Source organism: Vreelandella neptunia, assembly GCF_034479615.1.
GTDB classification, from domain to species: domain Bacteria; phylum Pseudomonadota; class Gammaproteobacteria; order Pseudomonadales; family Halomonadaceae; genus Vreelandella; species Vreelandella neptunia.
In genome coordinates this window covers 694,219-716,396 of the sequence record NZ_CP140255.1, presented here as the reverse complement: position 1 = coordinate 716,396, position 22,178 = coordinate 694,219, and the positions used below count along the sequence as shown (strand labels likewise).

General features: G+C 47.6%; 19 protein-coding genes. 8 read left to right on the top strand and 11 right to left on the bottom strand.

What is annotated here, in order from left to right:
• Positions 1-167: 167 nt before the first annotated feature.
• Both SR894_RS03385 and SR894_RS03380 read left to right on the top strand, forming a co-directional pair.
• Positions 168-797: a TetR/AcrR family transcriptional regulator gene (locus SR894_RS03385; protein WP_088700700.1), complete on the top strand. Its 630-nt coding sequence runs from the start codon at positions 168-170 to the stop codon at positions 795-797.
• A gap of 147 nt (positions 798-944) precedes the next feature.
• Positions 945-1,253 carry a hypothetical protein gene (locus SR894_RS03380; RefSeq protein ID WP_088701336.1) on the top strand — a complete coding sequence of 103 codons (309 nt, stop codon included), beginning with the start codon at positions 945-947 and terminating at the stop codon, positions 1,251-1,253.
• A gap of 145 nt (positions 1,254-1,398) precedes the next feature.
• Here SR894_RS03380 and SR894_RS03375 read toward each other — a convergent pair whose 3' ends face one another.
• Together SR894_RS03375 and SR894_RS03370 are read right to left on the bottom strand one after the other, a co-directional pair.
• Positions 1,399-2,532 (bottom strand): GGDEF domain-containing protein, encoded by a 1,134-nt coding sequence (locus tag SR894_RS03375; protein ID WP_223287866.1) that lies wholly within the window; start codon positions 2,530-2,532, stop codon positions 1,399-1,401.
• Between the two features lie 906 nt (positions 2,533-3,438).
• The gene (locus tag SR894_RS03370) at positions 3,439-4,173 is read right to left on the bottom strand and encodes an SDR family oxidoreductase (protein ID WP_223287867.1); all 735 of its coding nucleotides are present in this window, start codon (positions 4,171-4,173) and stop codon (positions 3,439-3,441) included.
• Between the two features lie 200 nt (positions 4,174-4,373).
• Here SR894_RS03370 and SR894_RS03365 point away from each other — a divergent pair, with 200 nt between their 5' ends.
• Positions 4,374-5,309 (top strand): AraC family transcriptional regulator, encoded by a 936-nt coding sequence (locus tag SR894_RS03365; protein ID WP_246638020.1) that lies wholly within the window; start codon positions 4,374-4,376, stop codon positions 5,307-5,309.
• Positions 5,310-5,339: 30 nt separating this feature from the next.
• Here the strand turns inward: SR894_RS03365 and SR894_RS03360 are convergent, their stop codons facing one another.
• On the bottom strand, positions 5,340-6,290 hold the full coding sequence (locus SR894_RS03360) for a DUF808 domain-containing protein (RefSeq protein WP_223287869.1): 951 nt from the start codon (positions 6,288-6,290) through the stop codon (positions 5,340-5,342).
• Between the two features lie 909 nt (positions 6,291-7,199).
• Here SR894_RS03360 and SR894_RS03355 point away from each other — a divergent pair.
• Positions 7,200-8,204 carry a hypothetical protein gene (locus tag SR894_RS03355; RefSeq protein ID WP_223287871.1) on the top strand — a complete coding sequence of 335 codons (1,005 nt, stop codon included), beginning with the start codon at positions 7,200-7,202 and terminating at the stop codon, positions 8,202-8,204.
• A gap of 48 nt (positions 8,205-8,252) precedes the next feature.
• Positions 8,253-9,431, top strand: a complete 1,179-nt coding sequence (locus SR894_RS03350) for an MFS transporter (RefSeq protein ID WP_223287872.1) — start codon at positions 8,253-8,255, stop codon at positions 9,429-9,431.
• 28 nt (positions 9,432-9,459) lie between these two features.
• On the opposite strand, the gene SR894_RS03345 is transcribed toward SR894_RS03350, so the two are convergent.
• The 7 genes from SR894_RS03345 to guaB all read right to left on the bottom strand — a co-directional run bounded on the left by SR894_RS03345 (position 9,460) and on the right by guaB (position 18,743).
• Positions 9,460-9,966, bottom strand: a complete 507-nt coding sequence (locus SR894_RS03345; RefSeq protein ID WP_246638021.1) for a DUF808 family protein — start codon at positions 9,964-9,966, stop codon at positions 9,460-9,462.
• 218 nt (positions 9,967-10,184) lie between these two features.
• Complete coding sequence (locus tag SR894_RS03340) at positions 10,185-11,141, bottom strand: hypothetical protein (RefSeq protein WP_223287873.1); 957 nt, start codon at positions 11,139-11,141, stop codon at positions 10,185-10,187.
• Entirely contained in the window at positions 11,138-13,138 is a 2,001-nt protein-coding gene (locus tag SR894_RS03335; RefSeq protein WP_223287874.1) for an ORC-CDC6 family AAA ATPase, read from the bottom strand. The genes SR894_RS03340 and SR894_RS03335 overlap by 4 nt, the downstream gene beginning before the upstream one ends.
• 8 nt (positions 13,139-13,146) lie before the next feature.
• Positions 13,147-14,106: a phosphoribosyltransferase-like protein gene (locus SR894_RS03330; protein ID WP_223287875.1), complete on the bottom strand. Its 960-nt coding sequence runs from the start codon at positions 14,104-14,106 to the stop codon at positions 13,147-13,149.
• Positions 14,099-15,454, bottom strand: coding sequence for a hypothetical protein (locus SR894_RS03325; protein ID WP_223287876.1), 1,356 nt, complete (start codon positions 15,452-15,454; stop codon positions 14,099-14,101). The genes SR894_RS03330 and SR894_RS03325 overlap by 8 nt, the downstream gene beginning before the upstream one ends.
• 144 nt (positions 15,455-15,598) lie before the next feature.
• Positions 15,599-17,176: a glutamine-hydrolyzing GMP synthase gene (gene guaA / locus SR894_RS03320; protein WP_223287877.1), complete on the bottom strand. Its 1,578-nt coding sequence runs from the start codon at positions 17,174-17,176 to the stop codon at positions 15,599-15,601.
• Between the two features lie 97 nt (positions 17,177-17,273).
• Positions 17,274-18,743, bottom strand: a complete 1,470-nt coding sequence (gene guaB / locus SR894_RS03315; protein ID WP_022519926.1) for an IMP dehydrogenase — start codon at positions 18,741-18,743, stop codon at positions 17,274-17,276.
• A 171-nt stretch (positions 18,744-18,914) separates the two neighbouring features.
• On the opposite strand from guaB, the gene SR894_RS03310 reads away from it, so the two are divergent.
• From SR894_RS03310 to SR894_RS03300, 3 genes are read left to right on the top strand one after another with little or no spacing between them, the layout of a single operon-like run.
• The gene (locus SR894_RS03310; RefSeq protein WP_223287878.1) at positions 18,915-19,505 is read left to right on the top strand and encodes a DsbA family oxidoreductase; all 591 of its coding nucleotides are present in this window, start codon (positions 18,915-18,917) and stop codon (positions 19,503-19,505) included.
• 4 nt (positions 19,506-19,509) lie between these two features.
• Positions 19,510-20,853, top strand: coding sequence for an exodeoxyribonuclease VII large subunit (gene xseA, locus SR894_RS03305; RefSeq protein WP_223287879.1), 1,344 nt, complete (start codon positions 19,510-19,512; stop codon positions 20,851-20,853).
• 44 nt (positions 20,854-20,897) lie between these two features.
• Positions 20,898-21,899 carry a hypothetical protein gene (locus SR894_RS03300; RefSeq protein WP_223287880.1) on the top strand — a complete coding sequence of 334 codons (1,002 nt, stop codon included), beginning with the start codon at positions 20,898-20,900 and terminating at the stop codon, positions 21,897-21,899.
• Positions 21,900-21,971: 72 nt separating this feature from the next.
• Here SR894_RS03300 and SR894_RS03295 read toward each other — a convergent pair whose 3' ends face one another.
• Positions 21,972-22,160 carry a hypothetical protein gene (locus SR894_RS03295; protein ID WP_088700683.1) on the bottom strand — a complete coding sequence of 63 codons (189 nt, stop codon included), beginning with the start codon at positions 22,158-22,160 and terminating at the stop codon, positions 21,972-21,974.
• Positions 22,161-22,178 lie beyond the last annotated feature (18 nt).

Sequence of the window (22,178 nt, the reverse complement as noted above, 5' to 3'; positions counted from 1 at the left end):
ACCTTTTCGAAGATGAAGTTTAGCGCTAGGCAGCAAGCACCCAGAGCATTCCATGAAACTTATGTATCGATCGGTATAAATATGAGGTACCCGCCAGATTATTGTCAATAAGTTTTGTATCGAGTAGTCTATAACTCACATATCTTAGTGACGTACTGGAGTTATCAATGGCACAGATGGGGCGTCCCAGAGCGTTTGATCGGCAGCAAGCCATCGAGCAAGCGATGCACCTTTTCTGGGAGCAGGGTTACGAGACAACGTCTTTGAGCCAGCTCAAAGCTCAGATCGGTGGAGGCATCTCTGCGCCAAGCTTTTATGCCGCTTTCGGATCTAAGGAGGCCTTATTCAAAGAGGCTGTGCAGTGCTACCTGGAGAGCTATGCCCGCGTGACAGACGGCCTATGGGACGATGAAATAGCTCCCAGAGACGCGGTCGAATTGACGCTGCGTCGCTCAACGAAAATGCAGTGCGAATCGGGACATCCAAAAGGCTGCATGGTGGCCTTGGGAACCATGAGTGCGCCAAAAAATGAGCATGCTCATGTCACAAAGCCGCTGGCCGTCTCACGTGCGCGTACTCATGCCGGGTTTGTACGCTGCGTTGAGCGCGGCATTGCTATGGGCGAGCTTTCGGAAGGTACCGATGCCCAGGCCATGGGTACGGCGTTCAGTAGCTTTCTGCTGGGTGTGTCGATATCAGCGAGAGACGGCGTCAAGATATCGGTCTTCAATGCCTCTATTACCGAGCTCATGAAGCTGTGGGACGCCGCATGCAATGGTTCGCAGGCCCTTATGTAAACCAAGTATTAGCCAGCCAATGAAATGGGATGGGATGGGATGGGATGGGATGGGATGGTTAAAAAGTTATTCTCCCGCTAAATAATGTTTCTGCCGCTAATTTTTCTGCTGCATCATGCACGCTTATATCCTTTAACTGGACACTCAATGCATAACCTATGGATTCCCGTCGTTGCCATTTTCATCGTTGCTGGCCTGGTATTCGGTAGCCAGGCCTATTCCGAGGCACAGCGTGATGCCCACATCGCCGCGACTATATCTGACAGCCTCGACAGCCAGACACCCGCTGAGATTTCCAACTTGAAGCGAGTCAACAAGGGCTATGGTGTATGCGGCGACTATGCGCATTCAAGCGTCGAGCTCGGCCACTTCTACTACAACAGCGCCACCAAGCAACTGGCCTTGGGCATCGATGCCCCTCTTTATCGCGACAACTGCGAGAGCGTCTCTGAATGAACCCTTAGGCTTTTCAGATCTATCTTACGGATAGCTTGTTAGGGGGTTACGCTATTTGTGCTAAGGAGAAATACGAAAGAGCCCAGCCGGGATAAGTGATCCCTCTAGATGAGCCGCTTTAGGAGGCATCACCGACAAAAGAACGCTAACTGTCATAGCCCAGGAAAACCACCTTATTACGACCACTGGACTTCGCCCGGTAAAGTGCTTTATCAGCGCTGTTCAGCAGGCGAACAGGGCCACCCGAGTGGCAATTAAAATGATCAAAGCTAGAAACACCGACGCTAACAGTCACATAAGCATCAGCCCCGACATCTTCATTGGGAATATTCAGGCACTCCACTGCCTCACGTAGCCTTTCCCCTATGTGCCGGGCCCCTGCTTCATCTGTGCCAGGTAAAACCACCGCGAACTCTTCTCCACCATAGCGCACCGCCAAGTCAGAAGGCCGAAACAGAACCCCTTTCAACACAGCCGCAACTTGTTTCAAACAGTGATCGCCGCTGTTATGACCATAGCGATCATTGAATAGCTTAAAATGATCTACGTCGCACATAATGACGGACAATGGCGTAGGGTTTCGTGACAGCCGGTACCACTCCGTATCAAGGGCTTCATCCAGTACACGGCGGTTCGCTAACCCCGTTAATGGATCGGTATTGCTTAACATTTTTAAGTAATCATTCTTCTCATTTAGTTCTTTTTCAGCCTGATTAATTTGATTTCGAAAGAACATTAAAAAGACACCCAACAATCCCAGCACAGCCGCCACGCTACCTGCATACATGATCTCGACCCATGGAGAAGGAATCGGTGTGATCGCGGTGTCCGGTGAAAAGAGAAAATGGGTGATCGTAAAAAGCGTCCCGAGTGTTGCCAGGAGTACAAAATACACCAGAGTACGAAGATTTTGATAAAGAAAAAGCAATATGCCAGCTAGGGTAAAATAATATAGATGCACCCCCGCCTCCGAGCTGATGTAATAATTAACAAGTAACAGCTGACAACAGGTGTTAACCAGTAACACTTTTTTTGCAGTAGCGTATCGACGTTTATGATTTAATAGCAGAACCGACAAGTACACGATTATAAAGATCAGATTGGCAACAAACACATCGTGATAAAGAGTATAATCATAGATAAAATAAAAGAGCTGGTACGGAAACACGGTAGCCAGGGTAAAAAGTAGCGCAATCTGATTACAAAGCTGTATCTGTCTCCTCGTTCTTGGCGAGTTTTTTTGAACACCAAGCGACCAGAGTCTTTTTATATTAAGCATCGCCGACTCCCTCTTGCTTCCTCGTGGAAAGCGAGCATGAGGTGCAAACCTTCTCTCAGGATACTCAGATCTTGGCCAAAACAGGCAGAGTAAGTTTATCCCCCGTGGGGTTATTGGTAATAAGTCCGTTTTTAGACATAGGCACGCTAACGTGCTGTACTACAGTTGATTCAGATTTTTTTCACATGCTCCCAACTTTGTAGCACCTTTTTGTCATTATCATAAAAAAATTCGAAGCTGTCACCATTGAAAAGTGAACAAATGTTACATCGAAAGCTTATGTAATTTCGTGTTCCCAGCGTCATTTTAAAATAAGACCGGCCTCACACTTACGCCAAGAATAGTTTAAATAATGGCGCTTCAGCAGCGCATAAACTGAGAGAGGCAGCCCTTACGACACTAAAAAAATGATAAATTATACTTAATTAAAAAATTCGATTAAATCTAACAACACTCCCTTTTAAACCCCAACACTAATTCAAGAAAGCCTTATGACTAAAGTACACACAAGAAGTTGTCGGCCAACATGGCTTTATCCGCCACCAAACTGTTTAGCTAATTGAAGTTGACCTCAGCCGCGAACCGCTGCAAGTGGCTTTTAAGCCAGCGAGTAAACATCTTATCGATATGCTCTTTGTGAGTTCGTACAAACCTCATCACACAACACCTCACACAGCCAGCCCCATGACGCTTCACTGCCAGGGCGCTGAGGCGCGCCCTGGCGTGTGTATAGGGCGATAGCATCGTGCTGGGGCGATGGGTGTCCGGAGTCATTGAACCACTTCACTTCTCTGAATGCCCCCTTAGAACCTGTTCACGATCTATTAAGCAGTAAAGTGATTGCGCCCAAACCCCATGCCCCTCCTCACGCAGCGCTTTTCTATGCCGCTGCTTTAGTAGCCCTTCTTACCCCTCGAAACTTCCCCCATATTCTCTCGGGACAAGATCAGCCTCTTCGTCGCCAGTCCTGATAAGGTTGACGATCATTTGCGCGACCAAGGACGGTGGGTGAGCTATCGACGTTGCCCCAACCTCTTGCTCCTGTGCTGTGCTCAGGCCTGATTTCACCGAGCCATAGAACTCTGTCGCTGTCATGAAAGGGTGTATCAACGATACGGTGATGCCTGCATCCGCCAGCTCAAGCCGTGCAACTTTTGAGATCATGTTGAGTGCTGACTTTGAGCTCGTATAAGCTGCCACACCGGGGTAAGTTGCTAAAGTCGCGCCCGAGCTAACATTGACGATGCATCCGGCTCCTTGTTTGCGCATAAGAGGGATCACCGCTTGCATCATAATCAGTGGTGCAACTGTATTTAGATTGAGCAGTCCCCGAAAATCTTCAATGCCGATGTCTTCAATCGAGGCATATAGCCCCTGTCCCGCATTGTTGATCAAGACATCGATTCGACCATACCTCTCCTGCGCGATCTGGACAGCTTTTTTAACCTCGACTGGATTGGTGACGTCGCAGGGTAAGGCAAGAACATCATTTCCCAGCTCACTCGCCAAATCGTCGAGCCTATCTTGACGTCTCGCCAACAACACAGCACTCGCGCCAGCTTGAGCGACCGCGCGTGCTGTCGCTTCACCAATGCCTGATGAAGCCCCCGTCACAAGGACTACCGAATTTTTAAGTTCCATAGCGTATTCCCTTTCTGTAAGACGTGAACTTGTGAAAATAAACAGGTCTGTAACGCTAGAGCGTCCATTAAAGAGCCCAACGGGATCGTCAATATTTATAACAGCGCACCTAACAAGTGGCGTGTCTATTCCAGCCTATAAATTGCACATTCCTGCTTAATTCATGGATGCGCAATGCAAGCCATGCTAGAAGTAATGACATGAATAATTCGATTGAAAAACTAAAATCGCTGGTAGAAAAACGTGCGAAAGGCGTGCTTACCCAAACTCATATCCCGCGTTTGAATATTCTCCGGGTTTGCGCACCGACCGAGCTTTTTCCTGAGATCTATCAGCCCCTGATTAGCCTGATCCTGCAAGGGAGCAAGCGGATTGTCATCGGAGATCAAGTCGTCAACTATCAGGCAGGCCAAAGCTTTATTACATCAGTCGAGCTGCCAGTGGTTGGAGAAGTCGAAGAAGCGAGTCCGGCCACTCCCTACTTGGCGTTGCGCCTATCTCTTGACCAAGCTTTAGTCACTGAGATTTTGTGCAAGGTGGATAGTCCTTTGAGCATGTCTGAGACGAGAGGCTTCTGCATTGACTACGTGAGTGACGATCTTGCCGATGCTTGGTACAGGATGGTTCGCCTTACCGATCAGCCGGAGGATATAGCTTTAATCGCGCCTCTCATCGAACATGAGATCCTGTATCGAATGCTGCGCGGCCCACAAGGTACGGTGCTAAGACAAATAGCAGGCATCGATGATCGCTTTTTCCAAATCAGGCGTGCTATCACATGGATTCGGCAAAATTACGCAACGGCATTCCGGGTTGAGGAGCTTGCGGCGACAGTGAATATGAGCCCTTCAGCGTTTCATCGACGCTTCAAAGCGACGGTTAGATTGTCGCCTCTTCAGTATCAAAAACAGATCAGACTCTATGAAGCGCGCAGAATGCTCTTCACTGAATCTGGCGGTGTCACCGCCGTCGCTTTATCGGTTGGCTACGAGAGTCTGTCGCAATTCAGTCGAGAATATTCTCGGCTGTTCGGCGCGCCCCCTGCGCGTGACATAAGAACGCTTCGCCAAGAGGCACGAGAGGGAGAGCCAACAGAGTTCACTGATCCCGACACTTTCAGTGCTCTGAGCCGTTAAAAAGCACCACCGCAAACACCGGCGTCAACCCTATTCGACATGCGCCTTCTTAACAGGAAGTAGGTGCACCACGCCCACCACCACCGAGCCGACCACAAAGCCAATCACTGCAGAGCACAGTGTATTGAAGCTCCAGCCCAGCGTACCGCCCAAGGCACCGGTTGCCTCGCGAATGCCATGCTCAATGTGGTGAACCCACTCATAGGGGGCGTTGAACCAACCCGTGCCATCGGCCCCCAGATTGGCCATCAGGATATGCCCACCCACCCACAGCATGGCAATGGTACCCACCACTGCGATGGTCGATAGTACCTTGGGCATGGCCGTCACCAGACCACGGCCCAGCTTCTGCACGCCCGAACTTTCCCGTTGGGCGAGCCTCAGACCGATATCATCCATCCTGACCAACAGCGCTACCACGCCATACACCAAGATAGTGATGACAAATGCGACCACCACCAAGCTGACCATCTGTGACCAGAACCCCTGATGGGAAACGGTGGAAAGCGCGATCACCATGATTTCGGCGGACAGAATCAGGTCGGTGCGAATGGCACCACTCACGATCTTTTTCTCGGCTTCCGGCCCCTTTTCTACCGCTGGCTTGTCATCGTCATGCTTGCCGGAAAGCTTGTGCCAGACTTTCTCCGCCCCCTCAAAGGCCAGATAGGTGCCGCCCACCATCAGGATGATCGGCAATAGCATGGGCAAAAAGTGATTCAGCAGCAGAGCCGCAGGCAGGATAAAAATCAGCTTGTTGCGGATGGAGCCCAGCGCGATCTGCTTCACAAGCGACAGTTCACGCTCCGCTGCCACCCCCTGCAAATATTGCGGCGTTACTGCCGTATCATCCACCACCACCCCGGCCGCCTTCGCCGTCGCACGCCCAGCGGCGGCACTCACATCGTCCAGTGATGCTGCAGTCAACTTCGCCAATGCGGCAATGTCATCCAGTAATCCTATCAAGCCACCTATGGCCATGGATGCTTCCTCCGTGAATAACAAGTGCAGATAGTAAAGCACACAGCGACTTGGGCGCATCGCCTCTTTTGCCGCAAGTGCAGTGTTGTTTCAGTCTCCCTCTCAATTAACTGTCACCCGCTGAGTATGCTCAAAAGCGGCATCAGGTGGAGGATTGTATTGAGCCTGAGGGAAGCACGGTAAGCACATATTAAATACTCGCCAAGCTCTCATCCTGAATGGCTTTCAAGATTTTACCGCTAGCATCTTTCCAAGCCAGCCGACCATTGGCGCTGCCGCCTACCAATATGTCAGCTGCTGTTGAGGGGAGGGAAAACGAAAACCCTGCGTGAATACTCGTTTTACATCCAACGGAGCCAATATGCATCGCTCTTGGAAAAGCTGGCGTTGCTCACTCATGCAGTAGTGAATAGACACAGCTCCTTCAGCGCGGGACAGTGAGCCTTTTAGCACCACAAAGCCATCCGCTACGCCGATACCCTCTTCTGCCCCATGCTCATTAAGATAAAGCGTGAGAGGAGACAGTAAAGCCAATAGCCATGCCAACAGCTCATAGATGTAAGTTATTTCTTACATGTGTAAGTTATTTCTTACGAAATGCATCAGATTTTCCTTACAAGAAATGTCAGCTTTTTCTTACATAATAGAGTCAAAAAAATTGCTATACCTTTCTTGGCGTTTAACAAAATAAGCGCCATTGGTAAAACCTAAATCACTTAAAACGAGGTGTAACATGTCACAAGAAACTCTTTGCCAAATCAACTTGGACACTATTGCCGGCTCGCTCGATGCTTGCCTGCAATCCCCCGAATGCACAGACGGTGGAGGTGGAAATCTGGGTTAATCTATCACGTTATAGTAGCCCTCCGTCCATACGGCGGAGGGCTAATTTCCATAGGAGGATCAAACATGTATCAATATATCACAAACAGTAATGACGCTAACATCGAAGCGCCATTATTAAACGTATCCTTGAATGCTTGCAAAGATTTCATAAAATCTTTGCAAAAGGATAGCATAAATCCAAGCTCTCTAGACATATTCAAGTCGGCTAGCATTATTAAAGAGATAGAGCATTTATCCTCCAATATCGTAGAAGACATACATACTGATATAAGTACTGCACTGAATGATACATCTTGCGGCATAGTGGCACTTGACATTCCACAAGGAGTGAATAGCAATCCTACGCAGGATACACTTCTAGGCGCTATCATTGCTCAAGCAATAGTTAATAAATTTATGTCCCCTGCGATGGACAGAAGAAACCATACTCCTTTCACTCTCTATAATGCCTCTAAGGAAGGAGAAAGAAAATTAAAAGAAGCAGGGTTAAAATTCTACTCACCTGAAGAAAAGCTCGGATTTCACACAGATGGAAGAATTGACAACTCAAACGTCTATCTACCTGATTTATTATCCATTTACAACCTATTCATAGCATATAAAAAAACCGGAAACTTTTATTGGCTTCCCTTTACCTTATGGAATGAATTTGAAAGTTACGCAGAAGCCATCGGCTGGAACGTACCCTATAAAACTGAATTGACACCAATTGTTTATCCTGGAAAAGATGGTGAGGTTGAAAACTTAGGGCAGTCGTTTGTTAAAGCACCAATCTTCTTTAACGAGGGCAATAATAAAAGCATGTTTTTAAATGGAGAAATAACTAAGAACGAAAGTGAAATTGACATAAAAAAACTAATTAATGCGTTAAAAGAATCTATGCAGAAAAACCCCAATCGCTATTATATCCCTCAAAAGGCAAGAAGAATAATCCTTATGAAGAACTCTGCTGGTGCTCATTCACGAGATATTTTCAACGATTACATTCCTGGAACGCGCTATACACGCTCCTTTATGCGATCAATATCTCTAGAGGGGAAGCAAATAGGTATAACTTATCAAAGTTAACAACCTACCATTGACCGAACAAGGACGTCAACAAAGGGAATTATCAACATGTCATCAAGAAAGCTGGACTTATATTTCTATGTAGCGTTCTTGTTTTTAACTTTTATGTCTATTGGCAGTAGTTTCGTCACAATTTCATGGATAGCGGTTGAAGACGGCTCGATATCAGTATTAGGTAGAATATTTCTTTTGTCTAGCGTTACTGGTATAGTTATTTCAATCATAGGAGGAATACTAACGGACAGCTGGAACAGAAAAATCGTTGTTAGACTAGGATTAGTTACTCAAATCACTGCCTTGGCAATCCTACTCTTCGGCATAACTCAAAGACATAGTTTGCCTCCCTTTCTTTATATATTCAGCATACTAAACACTGCCAGCATGTCAGTAAAAGCAGGTTCGATAGACGGCATTTTTCAATCGATTATTTGCAAAGAAAAAAGAATTTCAATGTCTGTAAGAGTCTCTATCATACGCCAATTAGGACTAGCCATTGGAATGGGAGGTAGTGGTTTTTTATTAGAACAAACCAGTGCCAGCATTTGCGTATTACTGTTGCTCTTAGTATCTATAATACGTTTTTTTATTAGCGAAGCATTTCTGAAAAACTTGAAACAAATAAAGCAAAGCATCTCCCCCAATGCCTTACAACTTTGGAAAGAAGGGTTTGAATATGCAATCAGTGACAAAAAATTATATATTGCAATATTTGGAGTATCATTAACTTTTTCAGTGGCACAAATGACAAATGTGCTTATTCCTGGATTCGTACAAAATGAGCTCTCCGCTAGCAGCAATGTATATGGCTTATTAGAAATGGCTTGGTCTATCGGAGGAGGGTCTATACTCCTTATTGCCGCCTTCAAACGCTACCCCACTTCTCTAACTAATTTTGAAGCACTTCTTTTGTGCTTGCTTGGCAGTACAATGATTATTTTCTCTTTTCTACGCTTCATTCCTGCACTGATACTGCTTTACGCAATTATGGGAGGACTTTTTTCCATTACTAGAGCGAGGTTCGACGGAAAATTATTAACGTTCTGTTCTGAAGACATGATTGGTAGGATTCGAGCTACTACCTCAGTTCTAACAAATCTGGGGGGTATGATCATATATCTTATACCAACTATCTTCCCCATTACTTCTATTTCCATCCTCTACACAACTTGGGGAGCTATTATCGTATGCGCAGGCTTAATAATATGGGTTTTAAAGCCGACACAATAAATTTATAAGCTGCATAAGCGCATCGGCTTCACAGACTAGCGCCGCGACGGGAGTTGCATCGCACTGCTCCAGTATCTGTCAACGCCAATGAAGGTTGTTCGCATTTCATCACTCTAGACTGTCCCGTTTTTATCAGCGCTCTTTTATTGGCCGTCGGCCCCTTCTCTACTGCTGGCTTGTTGCCGGAGAGCTTGTGCCAGACCTTCTCCGCACCTTCAAAGGCCAGATAGGTGCCACCCACCATCAGAATGATCGGCAATAGCGCGGGCAAAAAGTGATTCAGCAGCAGCGCCACCGGCAGGATAAAAATCAGCTTGTTGCGGATGGAGCCCAGCGCGATCTGCTTCACAAGCGACAGTTCACGCTCCGCTGCCACCCGCTGCAAATATTGCGGCGTCACCGCCGTATCATCCACCACCACCCCGGCCGCCTTCGCCGTCGCACGCCCAGCGGCGGCACTCACATCGTCCAATGATGCTGCGGTCAACTTCGCCAATGCGGCAATGTCATCCAGTAATCCAATTAAACCGCCCATAGGGCTTTCTCCATGAATAAGCGTTGCAGGTAGTAAAGCACAGAGCACCTAGGGCGGATGAGCTCTTTTGCCCTAAGAAGGTGTTGTTTCAGCCCGGTTCAATTACTTATTGCCATTATTTCTCTTCAAAAAAAGCGGCATCAAAGGGAGCGTCCTATTTAGTAGGAGACATTAATAGAAAAGAACAAGAACCACTAAAAATAAAAGTCATATAAGCTTCAAAACTCAATCTGATACTCCCACAGCCTATTAATACCACTACTCGTTTCCCTCGAATAAGTTATGCACTGTGGAAGTATGATAGTTAATGAAGAAGAATATTTCTTTGACTCTTTCAACCAAAAAAAAGAAAAACCTAAAGCTTGCACCTTAGTCGATAGCGGTGAAATATAAATATTAGCTTTTGGATCTTTGTAAGTCACTTCCTTTACAACATCACTAAGAATAGACGCAATTGCGAAGGGGTCATTAGCTGGAAAAAAACGTTTATTGACTTGCCAAATTTTTTCTAAAGCAACATCTCCACTTTTTGAAGCCCTGAGAGCACTTTGCTGATACATATCAGGACTCAAAGAGGGAAATGAAAAAATTGGGTATACTTTTGCACTATCCTTATTATTAACTACCTCTCCTATTAACTCATGATCATAACCAACACCAAGAAGTAAGTAATCATCACCTTCTGAGTCGCTACCCTGTGCCATTCCCATAACAGGCCCAACAGTACCACTTGTAACTGTGCTAAACTGGGTGTCCTCCTGACTTCTGTAAAACTTAGGCTCCGAATAAACAACTTTTAGCTTTTTCACCCCAATGAATTTTAGTTTAGCAATTAGAAAAATAAGGACATGTCTCATAAATCCTGTAATATCTATACATATATTATTAAAATCAGTCCCTTCCAAAGCTTGAATCAGCTCCTCAACTTGAGATTTCTCATTACGCTCTTCAGGAGCTACATACTCACCGTTATCAGGATATTCTATTGGAGCGTACTTATACTCAGGATGCATAAGCCAAATTTTACGTGATGCTCTAACATCCTCAAAAACAGTACGTACACGATCACTGCTGTTGTATGCTGATACAAACACGTCGAAAGGACCTAACTCACAATTAATCGAGTCCACATCTATAGAACGACGATAATATAAAAAATATTCATTTATAATCAAAACAACTCCCCCTGATCTACTTCTGGAACACTTTTCTTAAAGGGATCATTCCATTTATCTCTTAACTTTGCCAATATAAGCTTAAACTCTTGATAATGTGCTTGATCAAAAATAGAGTTCAAAGTTTCAGCATTTAAGCTTAAATCTCCACGCCGGCCTACTGGCAACCCCCATTTTGGTGACAGCAATGGATTTAACTGTATTTTTCTATTTATTCTTTGACTGTTACGATCTGGTCTACCACTAGATATTTCAAAAACAAATGAATAATTAAGAGCATTATTTAAAACAAACCTAGCAGTTTCATTCAAATCTGAATCAGAGAAACTAACAGTAATAGGTGACACTTCAGGAATGTTTAAAGCATAACGCGCTGTCCTTAATAGCTGTGCTAACCTTAGCACTGCCTCTCTGGCTTTATCGGAAGCTTCGCCAAAATTCGAGTCAGACTCATACAAAAACTGAGCAGATTCAATCGCTGCTTCAGTTTGCATTTCTACACTTAGTTTTTCAGGCCCGCCAAAATCAACCCCCTTAAATTTTGCTATAGCAAATAACCGACCAAGAATTATTAATAAACTGCGCATATTCCCTGAAGACATTTTGACAAAAGTATCAAAACCAGCGTAAGGGAAATCCACTGAGTTTTTAGACTCTTTGGTTATCTGCGCCAGAAGATCATAAGAGTAGTGACTATAACTAACAAAATAATAGTCTTTACTATCAAGACTATTACTCATGTGTAAGCTAGCTTGTTCTTTAACCCAATGCGCCAAACCTATGTAACTATCAGCTTTATTAATCCTCTTACAGAAAATAAGAAAGTTAAGCTTCTGTAAAATCAAAGGAAAACCAACTGTTAATGTTTCAACTATTTCATCAACCTCCTTTAGCAATACGCCTGATTTCCCATTTTTATATAAAGCATTATGGAATTTACTTTTGACTAAAGCTTCAATATCCTCAAAATCTAGCTTTTCAATAACCCCTAAGAAATAATCATTTGAACTAACCACATCCATAGAAAGAGAAGGATCAAAAGAAGCTTTTATGTCGCCTTCATTAATGTTAGCAGTAGCCAAAAACCTTTTGCTTATAAATCTTTTAGCGAAGTTATTGAACTCTTTATAATTCCTTAACATATAGTCAAGTTGAGTAATCTTGTACTCGGATCCCTCTCTATTCTCTTCACCATCGCCTAACGTTTTAGAAGTTTTTCTTGAGTATAAACGTCCAGAAATTCTAAAAGTTATATAACCTTCGCCATATCTAATCAAAGTATTAACGACTTTTTGTTGTTCTACAGAAAAATTCTCTATTTCATCTATTAGATAAATAACAGGAATATGCTTAAGATTAGGACACCACTTATACAAAGCATGATTCAAAGCCAAACACAAGCTACCCAGTGAAAAAGGAATCTTAACGTCAAGAGTATCTGTAAAAGCAGCATTATTTACAGCTTCATCAATCTTCTTCTTCTCATTCACTGCCCACTCTCTAACATCAGCAACGTTGCTACATTCAAAGAAATCTTTATTATTTATCCCATCACCAATTTCTTTAATGAACTCTTCATCATTAAAATTCTCATCTGAGGATGCGGCTATATCGCAGAGCGAATTTAACACTGCCTCTGCAAGCCTTAGCTCAAGGTATATAGCAAATAATTGAGTCCATTTCAGATTTGATCCCGAGCCAGTTTCAAACCTAGCAGCATCTAATCCTGTAGCCCTTAAAAAGACTGCAAGAAAGCCTTGTTTCTTTATAGTTTCCAAGCCACTTAATTCGGTATTCCTGAGTCTAACAACTGGATAGGAGTAATATCTCAAAAGATGAGTTTTACCCGACCCCTTACCACCAAGAATAAATTTGGATATTTTTAACTTAGGTTCAATTATTGTATCAATTATATTCTCACCGAGTTCAACCCAAAGCGAATTAATCTGCTCATTAGTATAATCTGAAGCACGAACTAAAGAAAAAGGATTGTCCATATTCCCTCCTAGTATATTTTATTATATCTCAAAAACACTGGTGACCAATTTGATTTTGGGCTTTCATACCAGAATATAGGTGGAGTGTTATCAGGTGTGTTGTGAGAAAAACCAAGGAGAAGCTGACCATCCTTATATCCTAAAGCCATATTACACTTTGGAAGTAGCTTTTCCCCATATTCCTTAACTATTCTTTTCAGGATGTCAATATCAAACCAATCAGGACTGTTCGAAAAGTATCTAGAATCACTCTCAAAAGCCTTGTATGAGCTATCTAGCTCAAACAAACATGATGCTTTTCCGTCAAACATTTCTTTTTTATTTAATTTCTCAAGGCCAGCGGTTGTCGCAAAAAGGGAGATAAACCTTATATCTAATTGTTTATCTTTCTTTAACTTTCGCAAGTCACTCGATAAGTAATCAGTGACCTGTGTTCCAGAACCAACGACGTCATCAAACATAACATAACGTTTGATATTGCTTTGTTTTGGTAAAATGCTAACGCCGTCAACTTCCGAGCGATTTGCTCTTTTTGTAAACGCCCCATGGAAATCTGAGAACTGCTCCTTACTTAAATGATTAACTTGTCTAAAATAGTAAAGTAGATGTGCCCCACTTTCAGATGGGTTACCTATTCCTATGAATTTAGTAGCAGCAAGCTCTTGATCAAAAAGAAATTGTATTTGAGAAATATTCATAGAATCATTACAATTTCTCCTAATTCGTTGGCAAATAGGCGCAACAAAATAATCCCGATAGAGTGATTTCAACATCTCTCTCATTAAACGCTTACTAAAATAGACGAAACGAGTCAAGAAAAACATTAAGTACAATCTTTCTTCACTTTCACTAATAACTTCCCCTGTGAAATTATCAATCCAAGCACTTACTTCTCTCCATTGTACTTCTTGATCCCAAGCATTATCGACCAAGTCACGAAGCTTTCTTTCGTATGTTTTTCTATCCATTAATCGACTTCCTGAATACAAGTACATTTTCTCGAGAAATCATAGAAGCAGTTTTATTTCTCTTAGTCATTAAGCCCCTTGACTTTATCGTATCCACTAATGCAAGCTCTAAATCCAAACCGCTCTCTATTAGTATTCTTTTTGCGAAAATATCATTTCTTAAGTCTAGACCACAAACCTTATTATTTCCTATAACTATTACAATGCGACCACCAGGATGAATTACTCTCGCCATCTCTCTAAGAGACAACATTAGTTCGATCAAATAATAAAAATTTATTTTAGCTCGTCTAGGATTTATACTATCGACTTTATCTATAAATTTTTGATAATCTACATCTAGCTTTAAGTCGTAATCAATTACTCGCGAGGCAGGAACATGTTCGCGCCCAATTGATAATGCTTCTAAGGCAGAAAGCTCTTTAGGGCTAGCAAGTTGGAGCCAGTTTAACGATAAACTAGAGGCCCTAATATATTTTTGTGCACTCCCATATGGAGGAGATGTAATGATGCAAGATACACTACAATCAGGCATCTGGGTCTTTCTATCAAATTTGCTAACTAATTTTTTAGCATCAAAGCCAACACTTTGAGAGCTTTTTCTCTCTGGATATAACTGATTTGTATTATCCACTCTCTCTATGTTCGAGCTTGTTAACTTAAAAAACTCATCTATTACGCATGCAGTGTCGATCCAGCTAAGTCGCTCTAGAATCATTTCATTTCTTTTTTTTGAAAATTTCTCTTTCGCTTTAAGTTTTACTGGCACAGAAATAGCCGGATCTGCATAACTAAACTTTTTAGCGACTGTAGAAAAGCATACTTTAAAAAAGTTAATTGTATAATCATCACAAACTTCATTTATTGTCTCAATGAGATTCTCTAGCTTATTTTTATTTTTATCCGAATACCAAAGTTTATGATTAACAATATGAATCTCAGATGCGCTAATTTTTCCTCTTGCTTCGCTTACTATCAACTCAAGCTTTAACTTAAGCTTATCAACTGAATATGGGGTGGTTTTAACTTCAGTAATCAGTCTCGCTAATGGGTTAGCATCGGCATGTAAAACGTTATAGCCAGCTAAAGAGCCTTCTAGACAAGTTGTCCCAGAGCCACAAAAAGGGTCTAACAGACTTTTCTCTTCTGGCCTATTATCAAGTCCAGAAAAAAAATTGGCAATGCACGGTAATAACTTTGCAGGATAAGGGTGGATATAATGAGTAAACTGATCACCACTTTTCATCCAGGTCATCAGCTTTCTAAAATCAACCTCAACCGATGATTTGTTAGAGCTTCTATACTCTTTTATAAGCATATTAAAGATTTCTTGAATCTTTTCACGCATTAAATATGCTCCAACAAATTTAACAATAAATGATAGAGTGTTCACTATTTAAAAACAGCAAACACTCTAAGATCAAAATATACAGCAGCCTTTAACCAATCAAACCGCTTGCAATGAAGTGTTATTTACAAATCTAATTTTCGTTCACTCCCACTCAATAGTAGCAGGCGGCTTGCTGCTCACGTCATAAGTCACCCGAGAAACCCCTTCCAACTCATTGATAATCCTATTGGAAACCTTCTCCAGCAGCTCGTAAGGCAGGTGCGCCCAGCGGGCGGTCATGAAGTCGATGGTTTCTACCGCGCGTAGCGCGATGACCCATTCGTAGCGGCGGCCGTCGCCGACTACGCCTACGGATTTCACCGGTAGGAACACGGCGAAGGCTTGGCTGGTTTTTTCGTACCAGCCGGAGGCGCGTAGCTCTTCGATGAAGATGGCGTCGGCATCGCGGAGGATGTCGGCATACTCTTTCTTCACTTCGCCCAGAATACGCACGCCCAGGCCGGGGCCGGGGAACGGGTGGCGGTAGACCATATCGTAGGGCAAGCCGAGTTCCAGGCCGAGTTTGCGCACTTCGTCTTTGAACAGTTCGCGCAGCGGCTCGACCAGCTTGAGCTTCATGGTTTCCGGCAGGCCACCTACGTTGTGGTGGGATTTGATCACGTGCGCTTTGCCGGTTTTAGAAGCGGCGGATTCGATCACGTCCGGGTAGATGGTGCCCTGGGCCAGGAACTCGACGCCGTCGATCTTGCTGGCCTCTTCATCGAATACGTCGATAAAGGTATTGCCGATGATTTTGCGCTTGGCTTCCGGGTCTTTTTCGCCTTTCAGCTTGCCGAGGAACAGGTCTTCGGCGTCTACGCGGATCACCTTCACGCCCATGTGCTTGGCGAAGGTTTCCATGACCTGGTCGCCTTCCGCTTTACGCAGCAGGCCGTTATCGACGAATACGCAGGTCAGCTGGGTGCCAATTGCCTTGTGCAACAGCGCGGCAACCACAGAAGAATCCACACCGCCGGAGAGGCCAAGCAGTACGTGGCGATCGCCCACTTGTTCGCGCACGCGCTGAACCTGGTCTTCGATGATTTGCGCGGGCGTCCATAGCTTTTCGGCTTTACAGATATCCAGCACGAAGTGCTCAAGAATGCGCTGACCCTGCAGGGTGTGGGTCACTTCCGGGTGAAACTGTACGCCGTAAAACTGCTTCTCTTCCCAGGCCATGGCGGCAATCGGGCAGCTCGGCGTGGAGGCGGTCACGGTGAACTCTGCGGGCGCTTGGGCGACCTTGTCGCCGTGGCTCATCCATACGTCCAGCAGGGCTTTGCCGCTTTTAGCGTCTACGTGGTCTTTGATGTCTTTGAACAGCGCGTTATCTTCGTCGATCTGAATCTGCGCGTAGCCGAATTCACGCTGGTTAGAGCCTTCTACCTTACCGCCCAGCTGCTCGGCCATGGTCTGCATGCCGTAGCAGATACCAAACACCGGCAGGCCCATCTCGAACACGCACTGCGGCGCACGCGGGGAGTCCAGTTCCGTCACGGATTCCGGGCCACCGGCCATGATAATGCCGTTGGGGTTGTACTCGCGGATCTCCTCTTCGGTGATATCAAACGCGCGGACTTCGGAATAGACGCCAATCTCGCGTACGCGACGGGCGATCAGTTGGGTGTACTGCGAGCCGAAGTCGAGAATCAAAATCTTATGGGCGTGAATGTCACTCATGGCGGGGTCTCGGTTAAGCGGTGTGGGTGCCGCTGGTAAGGCCAAAAAGCAAGCGGCGAGCTGTTGTGCCCGCCGCCGTTTTAACTAAATACGCTGGTTAGCTCACCCGATAGTTGGGAGCTTCCTTGGTGATCTGCACGTTGTGAACGTGGGATTCGTTAAAGCCAGCGCCGGTAATTTGTACAAACTCCGGCTTGGTGCGCATTTCCTGAATATCGCGGCAGCCGGTGTAGCCCATGGAGGCGCGCAGCCCGCCCATTAGCTGGTGAACGATGGCGCTCATCATGCCTTTATAGGGAACACGGCCTTCGATGCCTTCCGGCACCAGCTTCTCGGCGCCTTCGCTCTTATCCTGGAAGTAGCGGTCGGCGCTGCCCTGGCTCTGCGACATGGCACCCATGGAACCCATGCCACGGTAGGCTTTGTAGGTACGGCCCTGGTAAAGCTCGACTTCGCCGGGGGCTTCTTCGGTACCAGCCAGCAGGCCGCCGACCATCACGGCGCTGGCGCCAGCGGCAATCGCCTTGGCCAAATCACCGGAGTAACGCACGCCGCCATCGGCAATCAGCGGAATGTCGTACTCTTTGAGCGCTTCGGCCACGTTGGAAACCGCGGTAATTTGCGGTACGCCAACGCCGGCTACAATGCGAGTGGTGCAGATTGAGCCAGGGCCGATACCGACTTTAACGGCATCCGCGCCTGCTTCGGCCAGCGCCCGGGCAGCACCGGCGGTGGCGATGTTGCCGCCAATCACCTGAATCTGCGGGAAGTGCTCTTTGATCCAGCGAACGCGGTCGAGAACGCCTTGGGAGTGGCCGTGGGCGGTATCGACAATGATCACGTCCACGCCTGCTTCAGCTAGCGCCGCGACGCGATCCGGGGTTTCCGGGCCGGTGCCGACCGCTGCGCCGACTAACAAACGGCCGTCGCTGTCTTTAGCGGCCATCGGGTAGGTGCGGGCTTTTTCGATATCCTGGAAGGTGACCAGGCCACGCAGGTGGAACTCGTCATCAACGATCAGCATTTTCTCGATGCGGTGTTCGCGCATTTTGGCTTTGCTGGTTTCGAGGTCGGTACCTTCTTTAACGGTAACCAGTCGGTCGCGCGGTGTCATGATCGCTTCGACGCTGTCACCGTGGTTAGGCTGGAAGCGCATGTCACGCTCGGTCACGATACCCACCAGGGTTTCGCCTTCTACAACGGGGAAACCGGAGAAGCCGTATTCACGGGCCATGGCGAGCAGGTCTTCGAGCTTGGCTTTCGGGCTAACGGTGACCGGGTCTTTTACAATCACGCTTTCGTGCTTTTTGACCTTGCGCACCTCAGCGGCTTGCTGGGTCATGGCCATGCTCTTATGGATGATGCCGATGCCGCCTTCCTGGGCCATCGCAATCGCTAGACGCGCTTCGGTAACGGTGTCCATCGCGGCAGAGAGGAGCGGGATATTGAGCGAAAGATTGCGGGTCAGGCGGGTTTTGAGGCTGACATCCTTGGGGAGGACATCGGAGAAGCCGGGAACGAGGAGAACGTCATCGAACGTTAGTGCTTCTTGGGCCATACGTAGCATAGCGGCAACACCCTGATTGAGAGGAAGTGGGGCGTGAAAGGTTAATCGCCTATTATAGCGTTTTGAGGGCCATCCCAGCAATGCAGTCAGGCTGTTGTGCTTATACCAAATGCTAATGACGTATGCTGGTAGGCTGTTAGTGGGTTATTTTTTTTATTTAAAGGGGGCCTTTTGTCTCAACAGATTATTGTCTACACCGATTACGTTTGCCCCTTCTGCCTGCTAGCCGAAGAGGCCATTGTTCAGGCAACCGACGGTATGGATGTCGAAATCCGCTGGCGGCCCTTTGAGCTGCGCCCAGCCCCGGTGCCCACGCTGAAGGTGGAAGACCCTTACTTGCCTAAAATATGGCAGGATTCGGTTTACCCCATGGCCAAAAAGCTCGGTGTGCCCATTACGCTGCCCAATATCTCGCCCCAGCCACGCACCGACAAAGCCTTTGAAGTATTCGCCATGGCCGAAGAGCAGGGCTTGGGTCACGCCTACTCCATGGCGGCTTTAAAAGCGTTCTTCCAGCAGGAGCGCGATATTGGCGACCCGGAAGTGCTGGCGGATATTGGCGAGTCGGTAGGCCTGGAGCGCCAAGCGGTGCTGGATGCGCTGGCCGAAGGCCGCTACCGCGAGCAGCATCAGGCGGCCCAGCGCCACGCCGTAGAAGAAGCGCTTATTCAGTCGGTGCCTACCCTGGTCATCGATGGCGAAGTGATTCAGGGCGTACCTGATCCCGCCGCCCTCAAACGTTTTCTATTAGAGCGGGCTTAACCCTATGGCCTCCCCTACTCCCCAGGCACTCTCCGTCAGCCAACTCAACCAGCGCGCCAAGCAAACCCTTGAGCGCGATGTGGGCGAAGTGTGGGTGGAGGGCGAGCTCTCTAACGTTTCCCGCCCGGCGTCAGGGCATGTCTATTTCACCCTGAAGGATGACCGGGCGCAGATTCGCTGTGCGCTGTTTCGTCAACGGGCGCGGTTCGTCTCCGCACCTATGCGCGACGGTGATCAGGTCAAGCTGCGCGGGCGGGTGTCGCTGTTCGAGCCCCGCGGCGACTACCAACTAATTGCCGATGCTGTGCAGGCGGCGGGCCTGGGCGAGCTGCTGGCGGCCTTTGAGCGTTTAAAAGCGCAGTTGGAAGGTGAAGGCGTGTTTGCCAACGCCCGGCCGCTGCCCTTACCGCCCCGCAAGCTGCTGATCTTGAGCTCCGCCACCGGGGCGGCGATTCGTGATGTGCTGGCGGTGCTGGAAGCGCGCTGGCCGCTGGCGGACGTGACGCTGATTCCGGTGCCCGTTCAAGGTGCCGAGGCGGCCCCGGCGATGATCTCGGCACTGGCGTTGCTCAACCGCCAAGCACGACTAGATCCAGAGCGGGATGTGATTTTGATCACCCGCGGCGGCGGTAGCCTGGAAGACCTCTGGGCGTTTAATAACGAACACTTGGCGCGGGCGATTTTTCACTCCCGGCTGCCGGTCATGTCGGCGGTGGGCCATGAGGTGGATATTACCCTGGCAGATTTTGCCGCCGATATGCGCGCGCCTACCCCCTCGGCGGCCGCCGAGCGCTTAGTTCCCGACCAGCACACCCTAAAGCGCCAGCTTGAACATCAACACAGCCGCTTGCAGCGGGCCATGCAGGCGCGTCTGGAGCGCGACAGCCAGCGGCTGGATACCCTGCGCGCCAAGCTGCGCCACCCCGGCGAACAGCTCAACCGTCAGCGCCAGCACTTAACCGCCCTCAATCAGCGCTTGAATCGCGCCATGCAGTTAACGCTTAGCCAACAAAAAGCCCAGGTGGCGCAGTTGAGCAGGCGCTTGGCCAGCCAGGATATGGCGCGGTTGCATCGCGCGGAAAGCGAGCGGGTGAGCCAGTTACAGCGCCGATTGGGGAGTGCGATGCAGCGCCAGTTGGAGAGCCGACAGGCACGTTTGAAAGCCGCCGCGCGGGAGTTAAACGCGGTCAGCCCGTTGGCGGTGCTGGGGCGCGGCTATGCGATTGCCCAGGATGAACAGGGCCAGGTCATTCGCCGCGCGGAAGATACCCAGCCCGGCCAGAAGCTGAAATTGAAGCTTGGTGAAGGCAGGCTAAGCGTGGAAGTTAAGCGGCGTCTAAAGACCTAAGTTAAATGGCCGATATCTTCTAACAATGAGGAGAGGATACCGCCATGAAGATTGGATTTTCGTCTTTTACACTGATTAATCAGCGCCAGGATAAGCCGCAGTTTTTAGCCTCTACCCGCGCTGAACCGCAGAAGAGAGAGCCTGCCGCCGCGCCTGCGGAAGAAGACCCGTTCACCAAGCGTCTTAAAAAGCAGCAGGAAGCGCTGGAGAAATTAGCTTCACTACCCACGCCAAAGGAAGCCGCCCAGCAGCAGGCCACCAATAAAGTGGGCTTCCTGCGCCAGCGGATTGAAATGCTGAAAGCCATGATGGCCTTCGCCTCTCCTGAACAGCTTAAAAACATGGCCAAGGAGCTCAAGAGCATCGCCCGCGAGCTTGCCGGTGCGGCTAAGCTGTTGAACAATCAAGGTGGCGGTGGTGCAGGCATGACCGCTATCCCGTCCGTGGTTGCAACGCCAGCAGTTCCCACGACAGCCGTTCCCACGACAGCCGTTCAAACGACAGCAGCTCAACCGGCCGTGACTCAAACCAGCGGAGCCGAATCCGCCGGGGCTCAGACGGGTGGCAATGAAAGCACCCAGGCAACGGTTTCCAGTGACGCGCAGCAAGCCGAAGCGAATGCGGAAACAGCCGAAGACGATGCTGAAAAGGCTGCTGAACAAGAGGCCGAAAAAGCAGCGGGCGAGTCTGACGGTGATGAATCCACCGAACTCAGCGTATTACCTAGCCTACCCACTCTCATTCAGAATGAAGACAACCGCTCAAAATCCAATGGCCCCAGCGCTAGTGAACACGCACTCCGCGGCGTACTGACTGACGCGCAGAAAGCGTTGCGCGAAGCGGTTAACGAACTCAAGATTCGGCTGAATGAAGAAGATAAAGAAGCTCGTCGTGAGCTAAAGAAAGCTGAAGAAGCCATGGATAAGACGGATCGGGTGGTTGCAGCATCCACTTCTGAAGCCCTCTACTCCTCACTGGGGCAGTTGCTGCCTACCTCCCTAGATGACGTTTCCGTATCAACGACCTCTATCAACATAGAAGTTTAGCGCTAATAGAAAAGGCGCTACCGGAAGTAGCGCCTTTGTTGTTTAGCGTTGGCCTAAACAATGTTGTATAGCTTACTTCTTGGAATCCCTACCTGACTTTTTATCGTCATCAGACTCCGGGTTTACATGATGGGTATCCGGCATCGGGTTGGCCTCATCGTGATGGTCATCCTTCTCTTTAGGGGCCTTCTTATCGTTCTCGGGAACTTGAGTCATCGCTTCTTCCTTACCATTATGGGTGAGCGAAAGGGTGGGAGGCATTTGTGCTGCCTCCTATCC